Origin of the sequence: Paramagnetospirillum marisnigri (genome assembly GCF_001650715.1) — a bacterium.
Lineage (GTDB): Bacteria > Pseudomonadota > Alphaproteobacteria > Rhodospirillales > Magnetospirillaceae > Phaeospirillum > Phaeospirillum marisnigri.
This window is the reverse complement of sequence record NZ_LWQT01000039.1, coordinates 91,286-109,806: the sequence shown is the minus strand read 5'-3', so window position 1 is coordinate 109,806 and position 18,521 is coordinate 91,286. Positions and strand designations below refer to the sequence as shown.

18 protein-coding genes and 1 pseudogene are annotated in these 18,521 nt (G+C 67.2%); 11 read left to right on the top strand and 8 right to left on the bottom strand.

Translation table 11 applies throughout. The features are described 5' to 3' along the window. The 4 genes and pseudogenes from A6A04_RS22165 to A6A04_RS04190 form a co-directional block, all read right to left on the bottom strand. Positions 1-76: pseudogene (locus A6A04_RS22165) on the bottom strand (electron transfer flavoprotein subunit beta/FixA family protein); the annotation flags it as partial. A gap of 135 nt (positions 77-211) precedes the next feature. Continuing rightward, entirely contained in the window at positions 212-1,189 is a 978-nt protein-coding gene (locus tag A6A04_RS04200; RefSeq protein WP_068490210.1) for a sensor domain-containing diguanylate cyclase, read from the bottom strand. Between the two features lie 127 nt (positions 1,190-1,316). Then, a complete protein-coding gene (locus tag A6A04_RS04195) occupies positions 1,317-2,480 on the bottom strand; it encodes a DNA polymerase IV (RefSeq protein ID WP_068490209.1) in 1,164 nt (387 codons plus the stop codon). Between the two features lie 15 nt (positions 2,481-2,495). Further along, entirely contained in the window at positions 2,496-2,699 is a 204-nt protein-coding gene (locus A6A04_RS04190) for a hypothetical protein (protein WP_068490207.1), read from the bottom strand. 325 nt (positions 2,700-3,024) lie between these two features. Between A6A04_RS04190 and A6A04_RS22160 the strand changes: the two genes are divergently transcribed. Then, positions 3,025-3,192 carry a hypothetical protein gene (locus A6A04_RS22160; protein WP_156612464.1) on the top strand — a complete coding sequence of 56 codons (168 nt, stop codon included), beginning with the start codon at positions 3,025-3,027 and terminating at the stop codon, positions 3,190-3,192. A gap of 125 nt (positions 3,193-3,317) precedes the next feature. Here the strand turns inward: A6A04_RS22160 and A6A04_RS04185 are convergent, their stop codons facing one another. Continuing rightward, entirely contained in the window at positions 3,318-4,625 is a 1,308-nt protein-coding gene (locus tag A6A04_RS04185) for a dicarboxylate/amino acid:cation symporter (protein ID WP_068490205.1), read from the bottom strand. A 168-nt stretch (positions 4,626-4,793) separates the two neighbouring features. Here A6A04_RS04185 and A6A04_RS04180 point away from each other — a divergent pair, with 168 nt between their 5' ends. The 7 genes from A6A04_RS04180 (at position 4,794) to A6A04_RS04150 (ending at position 13,640) form a co-directional block, all read left to right on the top strand. After that, positions 4,794-6,032: an MFS transporter gene (locus tag A6A04_RS04180; protein WP_068490204.1), complete on the top strand. Its 1,239-nt coding sequence runs from the start codon at positions 4,794-4,796 to the stop codon at positions 6,030-6,032. Next, positions 6,029-6,814, top strand: a complete 786-nt coding sequence (locus tag A6A04_RS04175; protein WP_068490229.1) for a hypothetical protein — start codon at positions 6,029-6,031, stop codon at positions 6,812-6,814. The genes A6A04_RS04180 and A6A04_RS04175 overlap by 4 nt, the downstream gene beginning before the upstream one ends. A 94-nt stretch (positions 6,815-6,908) precedes the next feature. Beyond that, positions 6,909-7,949: an N-acetyl-gamma-glutamyl-phosphate reductase gene (gene argC / locus A6A04_RS04170; protein ID WP_082914680.1), complete on the top strand. Its 1,041-nt coding sequence runs from the start codon at positions 6,909-6,911 to the stop codon at positions 7,947-7,949. Between the two features lie 7 nt (positions 7,950-7,956). Further along, positions 7,957-8,484: a gamma carbonic anhydrase family protein gene (locus tag A6A04_RS04165; RefSeq protein WP_068490200.1), complete on the top strand. Its 528-nt coding sequence runs from the start codon at positions 7,957-7,959 to the stop codon at positions 8,482-8,484. Between the two features lie 133 nt (positions 8,485-8,617). Then, complete coding sequence (locus A6A04_RS04160) at positions 8,618-10,192, top strand: hypothetical protein (protein WP_082914679.1); 1,575 nt, start codon at positions 8,618-8,620, stop codon at positions 10,190-10,192. Beyond that, positions 10,189-11,592 (top strand): hypothetical protein, encoded by a 1,404-nt coding sequence (locus tag A6A04_RS04155; RefSeq protein WP_156612463.1) that lies wholly within the window; start codon positions 10,189-10,191, stop codon positions 11,590-11,592. Before A6A04_RS04160 ends, A6A04_RS04155 begins: the two co-directional genes overlap by 4 nt. Next, entirely contained in the window at positions 11,592-13,640 is a 2,049-nt protein-coding gene (locus A6A04_RS04150) for an AsmA family protein (protein WP_068490196.1), read from the top strand. The genes A6A04_RS04155 and A6A04_RS04150 overlap by 1 nt, the downstream gene beginning before the upstream one ends. A 7-nt stretch (positions 13,641-13,647) precedes the next feature. Here the strand turns inward: A6A04_RS04150 and A6A04_RS04145 are convergent, their stop codons facing one another. Beyond that, positions 13,648-14,421 (bottom strand): hypothetical protein, encoded by a 774-nt coding sequence (locus A6A04_RS04145; RefSeq protein WP_068490195.1) that lies wholly within the window; start codon positions 14,419-14,421, stop codon positions 13,648-13,650. A gap of 108 nt (positions 14,422-14,529) precedes the next feature. Here A6A04_RS04145 and A6A04_RS04140 point away from each other — a divergent pair, with 108 nt between their 5' ends. Further along, positions 14,530-15,159: a ribonuclease T2 family protein gene (locus A6A04_RS04140; RefSeq protein WP_082914677.1), complete on the top strand. Its 630-nt coding sequence runs from the start codon at positions 14,530-14,532 to the stop codon at positions 15,157-15,159. Between the two features lies 1 nt (position 15,160). Here A6A04_RS04140 and A6A04_RS04135 read toward each other — a convergent pair whose 3' ends face one another. Next, a complete protein-coding gene (locus A6A04_RS04135) occupies positions 15,161-15,853 on the bottom strand; it encodes an alpha/beta fold hydrolase (protein WP_068490193.1) in 693 nt (230 codons plus the stop codon). Positions 15,854-15,864: 11 nt separating this feature from the next. Continuing rightward, the gene (locus A6A04_RS04130) at positions 15,865-16,407 is read right to left on the bottom strand and encodes a hydrolase (protein ID WP_068490191.1); all 543 of its coding nucleotides are present in this window, start codon (positions 16,405-16,407) and stop codon (positions 15,865-15,867) included. Between the two features lie 129 nt (positions 16,408-16,536). Between A6A04_RS04130 and A6A04_RS04125 the strand changes: the two genes are divergently transcribed. Further along, positions 16,537-18,198: a DEAD/DEAH box helicase gene (locus tag A6A04_RS04125; protein ID WP_068490189.1), complete on the top strand. Its 1,662-nt coding sequence runs from the start codon at positions 16,537-16,539 to the stop codon at positions 18,196-18,198. Positions 18,199-18,219: 21 nt separating this feature from the next. After that, on the top strand, positions 18,220-18,459 hold the full coding sequence (locus A6A04_RS04120) for an Lrp/AsnC ligand binding domain-containing protein (RefSeq protein WP_068490188.1): 240 nt from the start codon (positions 18,220-18,222) through the stop codon (positions 18,457-18,459). Positions 18,460-18,521: the final 62 nt, after the last annotated feature.

Below are 18,521 nucleotides of genomic sequence, written 5' to 3'. Positions count from 1 at the left end.
CGCCCGTGTTGTCCGACTTCACCCGGATCTTGACGTTGTAGTCAACGACCCGCTTTACCGCGACCAGGACTTTCATCTTCCTTGCAACCCTCTGATCCGGCGCGCGATTTTATCAAAATCGCCGCACTGAATATTGGTATTGCATCGCACAATATGACGGGTCTTCGGTGATGTCAACGACACCGGAACGGCCTTGGACGCAAGCCAGCCCCTACTCCGCCGCCGCCATCTCGTTGACCATCACCCGGTTGCGGCCGGAATGCTTGGCCCGGTACAGGGCGACATCGGCGGCATTCACCAGATCGCCGGGATCGTGCTCTTCATCGGGAATGATCGAGGCGGCGCCAATACTGAGCGTCACCCGGTCGGCGGTCTGGCTGGCGGAATGGGCGATATTGCGATCGAAAATGGACTGGCGGATGCGTTCGGCCACCCGCAGGGCACCGTCGAGATCGGTGGACGGCATCACCACGGCGAATTCCTCGCCGCCATAGCGGGCGGCCAGATCGGTGGGGCGGAACACCTGATGCCCCATGGCCTCGGCCACCGCCTTGAGGCAGCTATCCCCCTTCTGGTGTCCATAAGTGTCGTTGTAGAGTTTGAAATGGTCCACATCCACCAGCAGCAGCGACAAAGGCGTGCCCTCCCGCTGGGCATGCAGCCATTCCGCCTCCAGCTTCTCGTCGAAGCTGCGACGGTTGGCCAGTCCGGTGAGGCCATCCTTTACCGCCAGGCTGTGTAGCGCCATCTGGGCCAGCTTCTGCTCGGTATTGTCGCGCAAGGTCTCCACCACCGCCAACAAGGCACCGTCCTCGTCGAAAATGGGGCCGGCATCAATGGCCAGATAAAGGCGCTTGTGCACGCGCGGCATCACGCACCAGTTCTCGGCCCGTATCCCATGGGCCGTCTCCCCCGGTTCCGAATGGGCCGCGTAAAGGCTTTCCAGTTCCTCGGTGCTGCCCAGCACCAGAATATCGGCCAGACAGTGGCGCGGCTCCTCGTAGAAGGCATGCCAATGATCCGAGGTGCCCAGGACTTCCGCCGCGGCGACGCCTGTCAGTCGTTCGCAGGCCTTGTTCCAGATGATGACCTTGCGCTCGGCATCGAGCACGAAGGTCGGAACCACCAGATGCTGCATCAGACGCACGGCAAAGGCATGCGCGAACTCGGCATTTCGTGCTGCGGGCACAATGATCCCCTGTCCTGGATGTTCGCCTGATCCGGATATTTCTGTTTTATTCCGGATAACTCCCTGGGAACAGAGTGCATGGAAGCTGCACGGATTTCCATCGAATCGATCAAGGAACCCGGAAATATCACTGGCCGAAAAGGTCGGGCGGATCGGCCTCGGCCACGGGGCGCAGATCGGTGACGCCGATGCCGATCAGGCGGAAGGACCGGCCATCCGCCAAGCGGTCCAGCAGCATCCGCCCGGCCCGCAGGATGATGTCGGCCCGGGCGGTGGGGTCGGCCAGGCGATGATGGCGCGTGACCAGGCGGAAGTCGGCGCTCTTGAGCTTCAGCACCACGGTACGCCCCGCCAACCCCTGCCGCTCCAGCCGCCGGGCGACGCCCTCGGCCAGGGGAACCAGCTCGCGGTCCAGCGCGGCGGGATCATTGATATCACGGGCGAAAGTGGTCTCGGTGGAGACGCTCTTGGCCGGGCGATCCGGCGTGATCCGGCGGTGATCGATGCCCTGGACCAGCCCGGCCAGCTGGCGCCCGAACTTGCCCCAGCGAGCCGACAGTTCGGCCTCGGGCATGGCCTGGAGCTGGGCCACCGAGGTGATGCCCTGCTCGGCCATGCGCGCGGCGGTGGCGGCTCCCACCCCCCACAAGGCGCGAACCGGCAATTCCGCCAGCACCTGTCGGGCCTCGGCCCGGCCGATGACGGCGAAGCCGCGCGGCTTGTCGCGATCCGAGGCCAGCTTGGCCAGGAATTTGTTGTAGCTGAGCCCCACCGAAACGGTGATGCCGATGCGAGTCTCCACCGCCCGGGCCAGCCGGGCCAGCAACACGGCGGCGGGGCGCTCCACCAGCCGCACCCCCTCGGACAGGTCGAGATAGGCCTCGTCCAGGGACAGGGGTTCCACCAGCGGCGTCGCCTTGGCGAACAGGGCGCGAATCTCGGCGCCGACCCGCTTGTACTTGGCGATATCGGGGGGAATCACCACCGCCTGCGGGCAGAGCTCCAGCGCCTTGAACATGGGCATGGCCGAACGCGGCCCGAACCGGCGCGCCACATAACAGGCGGTGGTGACCACGCCGCGCCCGCCGGGATGGCCGACGATCACCGGCCGCTCGGCCAGGGCGGGATTGTCGCGCTTCTCCACCGAGGCATAGAAGGCGTCGCAATCGATATGGGCGATGGACAGGTCCAGCAGTTCCGCATGCGCCACCAGCCGCGCTGATCCGCAGACGGAGCAGGCATCACTTCCGCCCGGATCGGCATGGCCGCATTCCCGACAGACTGACGCCACCGCCCTCGGCCCGGCTCAGCCGCGCGACGTGGCGGCCAGATCGGCTTCCAGCTCGGCGATGCGCTTGGCCAGGGCTTCCTTGATGGCGGCGGCAACCCAGGGCTTGAACGCCGCCTGCTCCTCGCGCAGCCTTTGCAGCATGCGTCGCTTGTCCTCGTCGGTGCGCTTGATGGGCTGCCGGTCGGACCGCTGACCGTCGTGACTGCGCCAACCACTCATGCTCTGCCTCCGGCGTTCTTGGGCCAGGACTATGCCCCGCCGCCGCCGCCTTGCGCAAGCGACGAAACCAAGACGGTATCCAGGGTTCCGAAACGGGGCTCACGGCAACGAGGTCAGGTTAACGGACAGGCAAGATGATTTCTGGGGTCCTGCTCTCTATGCCCCAGTGGCTGCGGATCGCTTCGGCGGCACCTTCCGGGGGGAGGGAGGCGTCGTAATGAATCCTTTATGCTCTCTCGTATCGAACCTTAATGCCGTTCGGCGGGACAATAACTCCATCGCCTTAAGGGCTGCGCATGCGCGAGTCGGCGAGATGGAGGATGTCATGGATAAGGATCTGTTGGGCCTGCTGATCGGCATCGGCCTGCTGATCGCGTTCGTGGCTTACATGGCCTTTATCTATTTCAACCCGGACCGCTTCGATTGGTTGAGGTTGTCTTCGGCGGAATCGAAAAGCACGACGCCAAACCGTCCGAGGAATGATCCAGCCTAGCGGCCTGACCGCGATCATGTCCGCGCCACCCCCCGCAGAAATCGCCGCTCGAGCGCGAGCGCAAACAGACAAAGGCGGAGGACGCGCGAACGCCCTCCGCCTTTTCGTTACCTGCGACCCAAGCCTCAGCCGGTGGTGACGGCGGTCTCCACGTCGGACGGATCGATCCGCTTGTTCAGCGCTTCCTTCAGCATGTCGTGGTCCAGTTCCTTTTCCCACCACGACACCACGATGGTGGCGACGCCGTTGCCGATGAAGTTGGTGAGCGCCCGGCACTCGCTCATGAACTTGTCGATGCCGAACACGATGGCCATGCCGGGAACCAAGGCGGGATTGACCACCGCCAGGGTGGCGGCCAGGGTGATGAAGCCCGCGCCGGAGATACCGCTGGCGCCCTTGGAGGTCAGCATGGCGACGATCAGGATGGTCATCTGATCGGAGAAGCTGAGATCCACGCCCATGGCCTGGGCGATGAACAGGGTCGCCAGGGTCATGTAGATGTTGGTGCCATCCAGGTTGAAGGAGTAGCCGGTGGGAACCACCAGCCCGACCACCGGCTTGGAGCAGCCCAGGCGTTCCAGCTTTTCCATCAGCAGCGGCAGGGCGCTTTCCGACGAACTGGTGCCCAGCACGATCAGTATCTCGTCCTTGATGTACTTGATGAAGCGCACGATGCTGAACCCGGCCATGCGGGCGATCAGGCCCAGCACCACGAAGATGAACAGCGCCGCCGTCAGGTAGAAGGTGCCGATCAGGCCGACCAGGCTGCCCAGGGCCTGCGGGCCGTATTTGCCGACAGTGTAGGCCATGGCGCCGAAGGCGCCGATGGGGGCCGCCTTCATGACGATGGCGATGACGCCGAACACCGCATGGGCGGAATCGTCGATGAAGGAACGGATGGCGCGGCCGCGATCGCCCAGCACCATCAGCGAGAAGCCGAACAGGATGGAGAACAGCAGGACCTGCAGGATATCGCCCTTGGCGAAGGCGCCGACCACGCTATCGGGGATGATGTTCAGGACGAAATCCACCGACTTCATCTCGCCCGCCTGCTTGGAGAACTTGGCCACCGCCGAGGCATCGGGAACGGCGCCGCCGAAGCCCGAGCCCGGCTTGACCAGATTGCCGACGATCAGGCCCAGGGCCAGGGCGAAGGTGGAGACCACCTCGAAATAGATCAGGGCCTTGACGCCGACCCGGCCCACCTTCTTGGCGTCCTGGATATGGGCGATGCCCGAGACCACGGTGAAGAAGATGATGGGGGCGATCATCATCTTGATCAGCTTGATGAAGCCGTCGCCCATGGCCTTGATCCAGTCATTGGTGGAAAAGACCGGGAACAAGGCCCCCACCAAGCCGCCCAGGACGATGGCGAACAGGACCTGGACGTAAAGCTGCTTGTAGAACGGGATTTTCTCGGATGTGGGTGTCATCGTTTCCTCGCCTTGCCACGCGCCGTCAACCGGCTTCATGGATGGCGCTTGTAATCGTTTTGGCACAGACCGGTCGATTGTGGGTTTCCGACGGTCGGGACCAGACGACCGTTGACGCCAGCCCCCGGGTGGGAAATGGTGTGGGCCGATTGAAGCGACGGAACAGTCATGCCGGGCAGGAACGATTACAGCGCCTCGACACTGGTTCTGCGGGTGACCCTGCCCTTCGCGGCGGGCTATTTCCTGTCCTACCTCTATCGCACCGTCAATGCCATCCTGGCCCCCGAGATCGCCCGGACCATCGCCCTTGACGCCGCCGATATCGGCCTGATGACCGGCATCTATTTCATCACCTTCGCCAGCGCCCAGTTGCCGCTGGGCATCCTGCTCGACCGCTTCGGGCCGCGCCGGGTCGAGGCGCTGCTGCTGGCCTTCGCCGCCGCGGGCGCGCTGGCCTTTTCCCTGGCCGAGAGTGTACCCACCCTGGTGGTGGGGCGCGCCCTGGTGGGATTTGGCGTTTCGGCCTGCCTGATGGCGGCGCTGAAGGCCAATGTCCAGTACTTCCCGCCGTCGCGGCTGGCCCTGATGAACGGCGTCATCCTGGGGGCGGGCGGGCTGGGCGCGGTTGCCGCCACCGCGCCGGTGCAGATGGCGCTCCACGTCACCGACTGGCGCGGCGTTTACGGTGGTGTCGCCGCCCTGACCCTGCTGTCGGGCGTGGTTCTGTGGCTGTCGGTGCCCGAGCGTCCGGCCCATGCGGGGCCGAACAGCCTGCTGGCCCAGATCCGCGATGTGGGCGAGATTTTCCGCGACGCCACCTTCTGGCGGGTGGCGCCCGCCACCATGATCGCCATGGGCAGCTTCATGTCCATCCAGGGCCTGTGGGCCGGTCCTTGGATGCGCGATATCTGCGCCATGACGCCGCCCGAGGTCGCCACCGGCCTGACGGTGATGGCGGCGGCCATGGCCCTGGGCTATCTATCGACCGGCGCCATGGCGGAATGGTTCGAGGCCCGGGGAATCGCTCCCATCACCCTCGGCGCGGTGGGCATGGGCATCCACGGCCTGGCCCTGGCGGCCATGGCCCTGGGATGGACCGCCTTTCCCCTGAGCCTGGCGGCTCTCTACGGTTTTTCCGGCGCCGCCTGTTCCATCAATTACGCCGTGCTGACCCGACGCTTTCCCCTGCGGCTGGCCGGGCGGGTCAATACCAGCCTGAACCTGCTGATCTTCGTCGCCGCCTTCGCCCTGCAATGGGGGCTGGGCTGGGTGATCGGCGCCTGGGACAAGATGGACGGCCATTGGCCACCCCAGGCCTGGACGGTCTCCCTAGGCCTTCCAACCGCGGCCATCCTCGCCTCGGTGGCATGGCTGGTTCCCGCCTGCCGGGCGATGTCCCGCCCATGACCGAGGACTCCTTGGATCGTCGGCCGGGCCTGAGCATGGGACTGGCACTGTCGCTGCTGCTGCACCTGCTGCTGGTGCTGGCCATTCGCTACGCCGATCTGCTGCAGTTTGAGATTCCAGAGCAGCCCCCCACCACCGAGGTGGAGATCGTCCGCGAGGAGCCCAAGCCACAGCCTCCCAAGCAGGCCGAACCCAAGCCGGAACCACCCAAGCCGCCGCCCGAGCCGCCCAAGCCGCCGCCGGAACCGCCGAAGCCGCCGCCTGAGCCACCGAAGCCGAAGCCCGAGCCACCCAAGCCGAAGCCCGAGCCGCCCAAGCCGACTCCGGTTCCCCGTCCGCCGCCGCCACAACTGCAGACGGCACCGCTGGCCGAGAAATCGTCGGCGCCCAAGCAGACCCCGAGCGAGCCGGGAATATCGCTGGAGCGGCGCACCACTCCGCCGCCCGGCGGCCTCAGCCAGTCGGCCCAGGACAAGATCCTGGCCCAGATTCTGCGCATGTGGCACTACGACGTCGATCGCTTCCGGGGCAGCGACCTAGTGATCAACATGACCATCACCATCCAGGCCGATGGCACCTTGGGCGACTACATGCACAAGAATGCGCCGTGGAAACCGGAAGCGGTGATCGGCGGCTATGACCGGCTGGCCCCCGCCATGAAGCAGGTGCTGGAATCCATGCTGCTGGCGCTGAAGCTGTCCCAGCCCCTGTCCCTGCCGCCCGATGACGGCAAGGGCTGGCCCCGGCGCATGACCATCAGCTTCCGGCCCGGCGATCTTTGAGCAGCCCGGGAATGCCTTTGACCGGGTTGTGGTGACCCTTGGCGGCTGCTATCGTCCGCTCCCTGTTCACCGGCAGATGACGGAGGCCGTCGCCATGAAGGAGATCAAGGTCGCCATCCTGGGCGCCAGCGGTTACACCGGCGCCGAACTGGTCCGCCTATTGGCGCTGCACCCCGCCCTGAAGATCACCGCCATGACCGGCGACCGCAAGGCGGGCCAGCCCATGGCCACCGTCTTCCCCCATCTGGCGGGGCTTGAGCTGCCCGACCTGGTGGCCATCGACCAGGTGGACTTCAAGGCGGTGGACGCGGTGTTCTGCTGCCTGCCCCACGGCACCACCCAGGAGGTGATCGCCGCCCTGCCCCAGCATGTGAAGATCGTCGACCTGTCGGCGGATTTCCGGCTGTTCGACGTGGACACCTATGCCCAGTGGTACGGCCACGAGCACCGGGCGCCCGCCCTGCAGGAGCAGGCGGTCTATGGCCTGACCGAGATCGCCAGGAATCAGGTGGCCAAGGCACGGCTGGTGGCCAATCCCGGCTGCTATCCCACTTCGGTGCAGCTGCCGCTGGTGCCGTTGCTGGAGCAGGGCCTGATCCTGGCCGAGGATATCATCATCGACGCCAAGTCCGGCGTGTCGGGCGCCGGGCGCTCGGCCAAGGAAGCCAACCTGTTCACCGAGGTGGCCGAGGGCATCCACGCCTATGGCGTCGCCAGCCATCGCCACGCCCCCGAGATCGAGCAGGGCCTGTCCCAGGCGGCGAATTCCCCGGTGGTGGTCAGCTTCACCCCCCATCTGATGCCCATGAGCCGAGGCATGCAGTCCACCATCTATGTCAAGACCACCGGCGCCAACACCGCCGCCAGCCTGCGCGCCGCCCTGGCCGCCCGGTTCAAGGCCGAGCCTTTCGTCCGCGTCCTGCCCGAGGGCGCGGTGCCCGCCACCCGGCATGTGCGGGGGTCCAATTTCTGCCTGATCGGCCTGTTCGACGACCGCATCAAGGGCCGGGTGATCATCACCTCGGTGATCGACAATCTGGTCAAGGGCGCCTCGGGCCAGGCGCTGCAGAACATGAACCTGATGTTCGGTCTGCCCGAAACCCTGGGGCTGGAACAACAGCCCATGTTCCCGTGAGGACGCCATGAGCGGACATATCCTGCCCTATCAGGGCACGCTTCCCACCATCGCCGACGATGTCTTCATCGCGCCCACCGCCACGGTGATCGGCGATGTGGTGATCGGCGCGGGCACCAGCGTCTGGTTCAACTGCGTCATCCGGGGCGACGTCCACGAAATCCGCATCGGCGCCCGTACCAATATCCAGGACGGCACCGTCGTCCATGTCACCGGCGGCAAGCTGGGCACCTATATCGGCGACGACATCACCATCGGCCATGGCGCCATCCTGCATGCCTGCACGCTGCAGGACTGCTGCTTCATCGGCATGGGCGCCGTCATCCTGGACGGAGCCGTGGTGGAAACCGGCGCCATGGTGGCGGCGGGCGCGGTGGTCACCCCGGGCAAGCGGGTCAAGGCGGGCGAGTTGTGGGGCGGCAATCCCGCCAAGCTGCTGCGCACCCTGTCGGACGAGGATCGTGCCTTCTTCCCGGTCTCCGCCGCCAATTACACTGCTCTGGGTCAGCGCTACAAGACCGAGGCGGCGGGCTGAACCTCTTGTCGCATCGGGGCAAGCTGGCTTATCCTGACGCGTAAGGATTTTGGGGGCAGCAATGAAAAGGAAGCGGCCAAACGACAGTCTTCTATCAAGACTGGCAAGGCCCTTCTCGGCCCTGAGCCGTTTGGTGGGGAGCCAGGCCGAAAACGAGGCCCAGGCCTTACCCGCCAGCGCCGATGCCGATGCCGACCGGCTGGTGGAGGATTCCTTCACCCTGGCGCTGGACGCCATGTTGTCCGACGAGGACGCCCGCTTCCAGACCAAGCTTCATGTCATCTCGCTGGTGGAGTTCCGCGAGGCGGTGGGAGCCAAATGGTCCCGGCTATCGGAAAAGGTGATGCTGATCGCCGAGGGCGTCATCAATCATCATATCGGCCCCGGCAATGTTTATGGCCGACGCGGCCAGGACTTCTTCGTCCTGCTGTTCCGCACCGTTCCCGCCGCCGAAGGGCGGCGCCGCGCCGTGCTGATCGCCCAGGACCTGGGAACACGGCTGGTGGGAGCCCAATTCGTCGGCGCCGAGCGACCCCTGGCCCTGGCGGCGGAAATCTCGCTGGAAGAGGCCACCGCCCCCCATGGCGTGCTCAATGTCGAGGCCATCCAGGGCGCGGTGGGCGAAGTCCGCGCCATCATGGCCCCCGAGGCCGAGAGACGCGGCTATCGCCCCCATTTGACCAAGATGCCGACGGACGAGGACCTGTCCATCCATCATTCCGCCCTGCCCGCCCCCATCCCGGAGTCGCACGACCTGCGCGCCCATCTGCGGCCGAGCAAGCTGCAGGCCCGGGACTTCACCCCCCGCCGCTCCATGCTGCCGTCCAATCCGGCACCGGCCAAGGCCGAGGAGCCCCAGAAGGTGGCGGCTCCCAGTTGGACAGCGGTGGACATGGCGGCGGCCAAGCCCGGCACCGCCGCCGATCCCGGCCTGAACGCCGCGCCGCCCATGCCCGGCAATGCCGCCCTGTCCCTGGCCTGGCGCCCCACCTGGATGGCGGAGCCCGAGACCATCGGCGCCTATGTCGCCCAGGTGCAACGGGTGGACGCCCCCGGCGAGACCGCCTTCGAGGGTTGCCGGGCCTACCCCCCCGGCGGCGGCGACAGCGCCCTGGCGTTGGATCGATTCACCATCGGCGCCATGGTGCGCGAGGCCCGTTCTCCCGAAACGGCCCGGTCGGGTGCCGCCATCGTCATCCCCGTGCACTGGGCCTCGGTCAGTTCGCCCCAGCGCATGACCGTGCTGGCCCCCTTCGCCGATCTGTCGGAGGAAATGCGGGCCAACCGGCTGATCATCGACCTGTTCGGCATCCCCGATGGCCTCGGCGAGGCCCCGCTGGCGGCCATGATCCAGTCGCTACGGCCCATGTGTCGCGATGTCTGGCTGCGGGTCCGGCTGGGCTTCCCCCGCCTCACCCTGGCCAAATCCGCCGGAACCCGCATGATCGGCATCGAGCTTGGCGAGCTTTCCCCCGAACAGCGCACCGACGATGCCGGGCTGTTGGACGCCCTGGCCACCCTGAACCGTGACGCCGCCGACATGGGGTTGAACAGCTATGCCTGGGGCATCCGGCGCCGGGCCGTGGTCACCGGCGCCGTCGCGGCCGGCCTGGCCATGATCAACGGGCCGGGGCTGATGAAGGATCTGCCGCGCCCGTCCAAGGTTCTGCCCGCGCCGCGCTCGCGCCTGACCGGATCGGCGTCGTGACCACGCCGCCGCCCAGGCTGGCCGCTGGGATTTCCGCCCTGGCGCTGGTGGCGGTGATCCTGGGCGCCCTGGGCTGGGCGGTGTTCCATCTCGCCTGGGCCAGAAATACCGCCGCCGCCGCCCTGCTGCTCTATGTGGCGCTGGAGGCCTGGCGAACCCCGAGAAGCGGCCAGTTCATGCTGCTGGCGGCGGTGGCCGCCACCGTCGCCGCCCTGCTTCGACTGCCCGATGCCAGCGCCGTGCTGAGCCGCGCCCTGGCCGAGGCGGTGTTCATCACCGGCCTGTTCACCTCGCTGGGCATGCTGCGCGACACCGCCCAGGGCTCGGCCCTGGTGCGCGACTGCGGCGAGGCCATGGTGCGCCAGCCGCCGGGGCGCCGCTACGCCGTCCTCAGCCTGGGCAGCCACGTCATCTCGCTGGCCTTGAATTTCGGTGTGCTGGCGCTGCTGGGCGTCATGGTCATGCGCGGCAACACCCTGGAGGCGGCCGAAGGCGACGCCAAGATCCGCGACATCCGCAAGCGCCGCATGATGACCGCCGTGCTGCGCGGCTTCGCCATGATGACGGTATGGTCGCCGTTGTCGGTCTCCTTCGCCGTCACCCAGGGCGCCATGCATGGCGTCGCCTGGGAACGGCTGCTGGCGATTCAGCTGATCCTCGCCGCCCTGCTGATGGGCCTGGGCTGGGTCATGGATCGGCGCGCCCATCCCCCCGGTATCCGTCGCTTCGCCGACACCTCTTCCGCCGCCGATGCCCGGCCGCTGCTGCTGCTCAGCCTGCTGATCGGCGCCATCGTCGTTGCCGCCGTCTCGGTGGCGGCGTGGCTTTCGGTCCGCATGGTCATCGGCACCATGCTGGTGGTGCCGCTGGCCGCCCTGGCCTGGCTGGCGGTGCAGCAGCGGGCGCCGCTGGCGGCTGCCCGCGACTTCACCCATCGACTGAGCCGCAGCCTGCCCGCCTTCCGCTACGAGGTCGCCATGCTGGGCGGCGCCATGTATGTGGGAACAGTGGTGGCGGGCTTCATCTCGCCCGCCGCCGCCGCCGCCGCCATCGGCGGCCTGCCGCTGCCGCCCATCGTCCTGGTGATCGCCATGGCATGGTCGGTGATGCTGCTGGCCCAGATCGGCATCTCCCAGATCATCACCGTCAGCCTGTTGGGCAGCGCCCTGGCTGATCTGAGCCAGTTGGGCATTCACCCCCTGGTGGCGGCCAGCGGATTGATGGGCGCCTGGGGGCTGTCGGCCTGTTCCACCCTGGTGGGGGCGGCCGTCCTGTCGGTGGCCCGCATCGCCGAGGTTCCCGCCGCCACCGTGGCGCGAGACTGGAATGGCCGTTTCGTCCTGGCCGGCGCCGTGGTACTGGCGGTATGGATGCTGACCCTGTCCCTGGTGTTGCGCTGATGCCGAGAAAACCCGTCCTGATCCTGGCCGCCGCCATGGCCGCCGTGCTGCTGCTGGTCGCCGTCCCCGCTTTGGTGGACTGGAGCCGTTTCCGCCCGGAAGTGGAGGCGGCGGCCTCGGCGGCGCTGAAGCGTCCGGTGCGAATCGACGGCGCCGTGTCGCTGCGGCTACTGCCCTCGCCCGCCCTCGACCTTGCCGGGCTGACGGTGGGAGAGCCCGCCCAGGCCGGGGCCGAGCGCCTGCGGCTGGGATTGCGCCTGGGAGCTCTGCTGTCGGGGCGGCGAGAGATCGAAACGCTCGAAATTTCCGGCGGCCGCATCGGCCCGGTGGAGGCCATTGCCGCCCGCGTCACCCCCGATGGCGCCATCACCGCCGAGGGCCGCAGCGGCCAGGCCAGGCTGAATTTCCAGGGCAAGGCGGAGGGCGGCGCCGTGGCCGGACTGCTGCGGGCCAGTGCCGGAACCGCCGCCGCCGAGGGCAGGCTGACCCTGTCCGCCGAGGAGCTGTCGCTGCCCGAGATCGCCATTTCCCTGGGCGGGGTCCCGGTGGCCAATGCCTCCCTGGGGGCCAGCCTCGCCACCTCGCCGCCCCAGTTGGACCTGATCCTCCGGGCCAGCGAGGTCAATCTGGACGAGGCCGCGCCCGCGCCATCCGCCACCGCTCCCGCACCGGCCCCCGCGACACCGACCTCGCCGCCCCAGTCCGCCGCAAGCCCAATCCCATCCATCGGCAAACCCGGCGGCTTCGCCCTGCCCGGCGGCGTCACCGCCAGTATCGACCTCAGCGCCCAGCGGCTGCGCTGGCGCGGACAGGTCTGGGACCGGGTGGCCCTCAATGCCTTGCTGGACCAGGGCGCCCTGACGGTGAACTGGGCCTCGGCGCTGGTGGCGGGACTCGGCCCCGTGGCCCTGACCGGCACCCTGGCCAGTCACGACGGCGCCCTGGTGGCGGCACCGCTGGGGCTCAGCCTCGGCGGCGTCGAGCTGGGCGGCGCCGCCCGGATCGAGCACGACGCGGTGGTGGTCAATCTTGCCGCCGCCAGCTTTCCCCAGGTGATGCGCCGCCTGACCGGATATCAGCCCCAAGGCGGTGGCCCCCTGACCCTGGCGGCACGGCTGAGCAGCCAGGGCAGGGTGGTAAGCCTGGATCAGCTTCAGGCGCGGCTGGGACCGACCAGCGTCGCGGGCTGGCTCCATCTCGACACCGCCACCCACTCTGTCACCGCCGAACTGACCAGCCCATCCGTGGTCCTGGGGCCATGGCTGCCCCCCGATGCCAAGCCGGGACCGCTGAATTCCTGGCGTCTCGACGATGTGTCGGCGCGGCTGAGCGCTACCGCCAACGCGGTGACGGTGGAGAGGCTGACCGGCCGCGCCCTGGGCGGGACCCTGGCCGCCGCCGGCAGCGCCAACACCGCCGGAGTGGCCCTGGCCGCCAGCCTGCGCGGCGCCGATATCGGCGGCCTGGGCTTGGGAGCGGGCGGGGTCAAGGCCGCCAAGGGCCGCCTGGACGGCGAGGCCCGGCTGGCGGCGCGCGGCACCGCCCCCGACCAGTGGCGGGCCAGCCTGAGCGGCGACGGCCGGATTCAGGTCAAGGACGGCGTGGTGGATGGCTTCGACCTCGCCGCCATGGATGCGCGCATGCGCAACCTGGAAAATCTGGGCAGCCTGCTGGGACTGGTCCAGGCTGGGCTGTCGGGGGGAAGCTCGCGCTTCTCGTCGCTGTCCTCCACCTTTACCGCCGACAAGGGCGTGATCACCAGCCGCGACATCACCCTGGCGGCAGAGGGGGGCTCCGCCGATGGCAGTGCCGTGATCGACCTGCCCCGCGAGAGTCTGGATGCAAGGATCGCCTTCCGTCTCGCCGCACCGGGAGCGCCGCCGCTGGGCCTGCGCCTGACCGGACCGCTGGCCTCGCCCAACAAATCCATCGACGTCAACGCGCTTCAGCAATGGATGGTGGAGCGCGGCCTGGGCAAGGCCATCAAGGGCAAGGCGGGTGGATTGCTGGACTCCCTGCTGGGCCGCCGCCGCGACAAGGCGGAATAAAAGCCCCCTACACCGCGCACATGGACAGATTGACCAGGAAGCCGCCGATCAGGTGATGGGGGTCGGCGCCGAATTCCTTCTGGAACCGCTGGGCCTCGCGCACCGGCAGGTCGGCCAGCGGGTCGAACAGGGCGTGGAAGAACAGGCAGAATTCGTGCTCGCCGAACACGATGGGTTCCTCGTTGGGATCGTGTTCGCGGGTGACGAAGGCGTTGGAGGCGACGCTGACCGAGGTGGGGCGGTACTGCATCAGCTTGATGAACCAGTCCTTGCGCAGGTCATAGCGCTTGAACGAGGCGGCCACATGCACCAGCGTGTGCCACATCACCACCTTGGCCTCGGGATCGTCATAGAAGGCGTCCCAGGTGAAGTGGTCGCCCATCTCGTCCTTCAGCGCCTGGACCACGTCCTTGCACTTCTGGGCATAGATTTCCACCTCGTCACCCAGCACCATGTGCAGGAACGAGAACACATTGGTGACCAGGGCGCGGTCGAGGGATTCGTCCTGGAACAGCGGGCTCAAGGGATGCAGCATCAAGCGGCCGAAGGCGTTGGTCCGGCGCTGCTCGCGTTTCTCGCTTTCGACGATTTCCATCATCTCGCGATAGGAGCGGTGGTAGAAATCCTCGAAATTGGCCGAAACCTTCAGCCCGGCCACCACCGTTTCCAGCAGGCCCATGCTGAGCGGCTGGCCGTGCCCAGCCTGTTCCACCGCCTTGACCAGGGCGTCAAGCACCACATTGGTGGTCTTGCGCAAATGCTGCGGTCCTCGCGCCCCCATGCCGTTACACCTCCGCTTCGTCGCCCATCGGGTTATGGCGCCGCCCATGGACTATAGACCGAAAAATGTTACCTTTTCCATAAGTGCACACCGCGCTGGAGACGCCCCATGAGACGGATTTGGCCACTGATCCTGGCGTTGATGATGGTGACGTCGGGGGCCTGGGCCGACAGTTGCGGACCCAGCCGGGGCGAGACCGGCCGCTTCGACCTGTTCCTGCTCAGCCTGTCGTGGTCGCCGGGCTTCTGCGCCACGGATTCGGGACGGGCCAATCCCGAGCAATGCCAGGGGGTACGCCGCTTCGGCTTCATCGTCCATGGGCTGTGGCCGCAATACGCCTCGGGCTCGTGGCCGCAATGCTGCCGGGCGGCGCCGTTCCGCCCGTCCGCGGCGAGCGAGGCCATGGCGGGGAGCATGCCCGGCCAATCCCTGCGCCGCCATGAATGGGAAAAGCACGGGTCCTGCGTCAGCCCGCGCCAGGACGACTATTTCGCCCTGATCGATCGCGCGGTGAAGACCCATGGCCTGGGCGGATCATTGACAGCGGGCGAGCGCATCAGGGTCTCCGACCTCAAGCGCCACTGGCCCGGCCTGCCCGCCCAGGCCGTCACCGTGCGATGCAAGGGCAAGGCGCTGGCCGAGGTCCGGCTGTGCCTGGAGCGCGATCTGAGCCCCCGTCCCTGCCCGGCCGCCATCCGCGACCAGGACAATTGCCCCGGCACCGTGACCGTTCCATAACTTATTCCAGCCACTCCATCAGGGCGGCGGTCACCGCCTCGGGCTGTTCGATGGGCGACAGATGGCCGCAATCGGCGACCACCACCAGCTTTGATCCCGGTATCAGCTCCGCCATTTCCTCATGCCGGTCCGGTGGAGTCAGCGCATCCTCGGCACCGCACAGGATCAGGGTGGGGCAGCGTATCCGCGCCAGACTCTCGCGCGAATCCGGCCGCGCCATGATGGCGGTCTGCTGTCGGATGAAGGCATCCTTGCCCACGGTGCGGGCCATCTCCTTGACCAGTTCCGTGATATCCGCGTCCGCCTGGCTGCGGGCGCACAGCAGATTGGGCAGCATGCCGGGCATGATCTTGTCGAAGCCGCCGATCTTGGCGATGCGCATGGCATCACGGCGACGCTGGGACTGTTCGGGCGCATCAGGCCGGGCGGTGGTGTCCAGCAGGGCGAGACGCTCCACCCGTTCGGACGCCTGGCGCATGATCTCCATGCAGACATAGCCGCCCATGGACAGCCCGGCCAGCCGGAAACGCGGAGGCGCCACCGACAGCACGCGCCGCGCCATGGCGGCCAGACTGTCGTCGTGGGTCAGGTCGGCGAACAGCACCTCGTGCCGACTCGCCAGGGTTCGGGTCTGATGCCGCCACAGGCGCGAGTCGTTCAGCAGCCCAGGCAGCAGGATCACTGGCGCGGTCATGATACTCCCCCCTATTTTATCAGGGCCGACAGTTCCTTGAATTCCGGCGTTCCGGCCCGGTGCAGCCATTCGAAGATGGCCATCTCCACCGTGGCGATCTCGACCCCGTTATCGGCGAGCCGCGCCATGGCAGCGGAGAAACTGGCCTCGGTGCGCGAGGCGCAGGCATCGCCCACCACCACCACATCGTGACCCAGCGCCTTGAAGCCCAGGGCCGATTGCAGCACGCAGACATGGGATTCGATCCCGGCGATCACCACCTGTCCCCGTCCCGACGACAGGACCCGGGCGCGGATGGCGTCGTCATGGGCGCAGGAGAAATGCAGCTTCTCCATCACCGCCCCCTCGGGGGCAATATCCAGCAGTTCTCCCACGGTGCGGCCCAGCCCCTTGGGGTACTGCTCGCTGACGATGACCGGTATCTCCAGCCGCGCCGCCGCCCGCAACAGCAGGGAACAGCCGCGATACACCCGCCGGGGCTCGGACATCACCGGGGCCAGCCCGGTCTGGACATCGACCACGAGCAGCAGCGAACGGGAGGCCTCGATCAACATGGTGCTCTCCTTGGACGGAACAATAAAACTGTAACAGGAAGGAAAATGACACGCACCTGCCGCGTGATGGACATGAATCAGGCGTTACGAGTTGACTTGGCCGCACGAATCCCTATTATCCGGCCGCACATGACATCCCCAAGCGAACATGGCCGTTCTGACGGCCCCGACACCACCTCGACCACCTTCGAAGATCTGGGCCTTGGCCCGGAGCTGCTGCGCGCGCTCGAAGAGTCCGGCTACCGCCACCCCACACCCATCCAGAGCCAGGCCATACCGGTGGTTCTGATGGGCCGTGACGTTCTGGGCTGCGCCCAGACCGGCACCGGCAAGACGGCGTCCTTCACGCTGCCCATGATCGAGATCCTGGCGGCCGGACGCGCCAAGGCGCGCATGCCGCGCTCGCTGATCCTGGCCCCGACCCGCGAACTGGCGGCCCAGGTGGCCGACAATTTCGACAAATACGGCAAGTACCATCCGCTGAAGAAGGCGCTGATCATCGGCGGCGAGTCCATGAGCGACCAGGTCGCCCTGCTGGATCGCGGCGTCGATGTGCTGATCGCCACCCCCGGACGCCTGCTGGACATGTTCGAGCGTGGCCGCATCCTGCTCAACGACGTCAAGGTTCTGGTCATCGACGAAGCCGACCGCATGCTGGACATGGGCTTCATTCCCGATGTGGAACGCATCGTCGGTCTGCTGCCCAAGATCCGGCAGACCCTGTTCTTCTCGGCCACCATGGGCCCGGAAATCCGCCGCCTCGCCGACGCCTTCCTGATGAATCCCAAGGAAATTTCGGTCTCCCAGGGCGGCTCCACCGCCGCCACCGTGGTCCAGGCCATGGCCGTGGTCGAGGAAATCGACAAGCGCGAGACGCTGCGCCACCTGATCCGCATCGAGGAAGTGAAGAACGCCTTCATCTTCTGCAATCGCAAGCGCGACGTGGACGTTCTGTACCGCTCCCTGAAGAAGCATGGCTTTGACGTGGTCCAGCTTCACGGCGACATGGTGCAGTCGGCGCGCGGCGAGACCCTTGAGAAATTCAAGAAGGGTGAAGTCCGCCTGATGGTGTGCTCCGACGTCGCGGCGCGGGGCATCGACATCTCGGCGGTCAGCCACGTCTTCAATTTCGACGTGCCCATCCATGCCGAGGATTACATCCACCGTATCGGCCGCACCGGCCGCGCCGGCATGGCGGGCCACGCCTTCACCATCGCGACCCCCGATGACGGCAAGTTCGTGGTGGCCATCGAGAAGCTGATCGGCAACGCCATCCCCCGCATCGAGGTCGAGGGCGTTCCCGCCCTGGAGCTGGACATGACCGCCCGCAAGGGCCGGGGTGGTCGCGGCGCCGACAAGGGCGGACGCGGCGAACGGCCCGCCCGGGGCGAGAAGCGCGAGCGCAAGCCGCGCGAGAACGCCCCCCAGGAGACCTTGCCCGAGGAAGCCGTGGCCGTGGACACCGCCGCCGAGGCCCCCGCTCCGCGGCCGGAACGCAGCGAGCGCCCCGCCCGTGCCGAACGGCCGAGCCGTAGCCGCGCCGATAATCGCCAGGACAATCGTGCCGACTCTCGTCCCGACAACCGCAGCCGCGAGGGTCGGGGCCGCGAGGAGCGCGGCGGACGCCGCCGGGGCCGCATCGATGAACTGGGCATCGGCGAGATGCTGCATCCCGATGGCGTGATCGGCTTTGGCGATCATCCGCCGGACTTCATCCTGGCCGCCGTTCCCCTGCCGACGCGGAGCGCCGCCCGCGCCGGGGCCGACGAGGCCGCCGAGTCCGAAGACTGAATCTCTCGCGAGGGCTTCGAGATGCAGACCATCTTCGTCATGGTGAAGTGTGAACTGGGCCGCTCCTACGAGGTCGCCGACGAGGCGGTCGAACTGGAGCAGATTTCCGAGGTCCACTCCATTTCCGGCCAGTACGACCTGATGCTGAAATGCTATCTCGACGATGGCGTCGATATCGGCCAGTTCGTGGTCGACCACATCCAGATGCTACCGGGGGTGAAGGATACCTTCACCCTGATCGCCTTCAAGGCGTTTGCCTGAGCCCCTGCCCGGCTCCGACCCGTCCGAGTAGCCTGTTTCCCATCCACAAGATTTCCCAATCA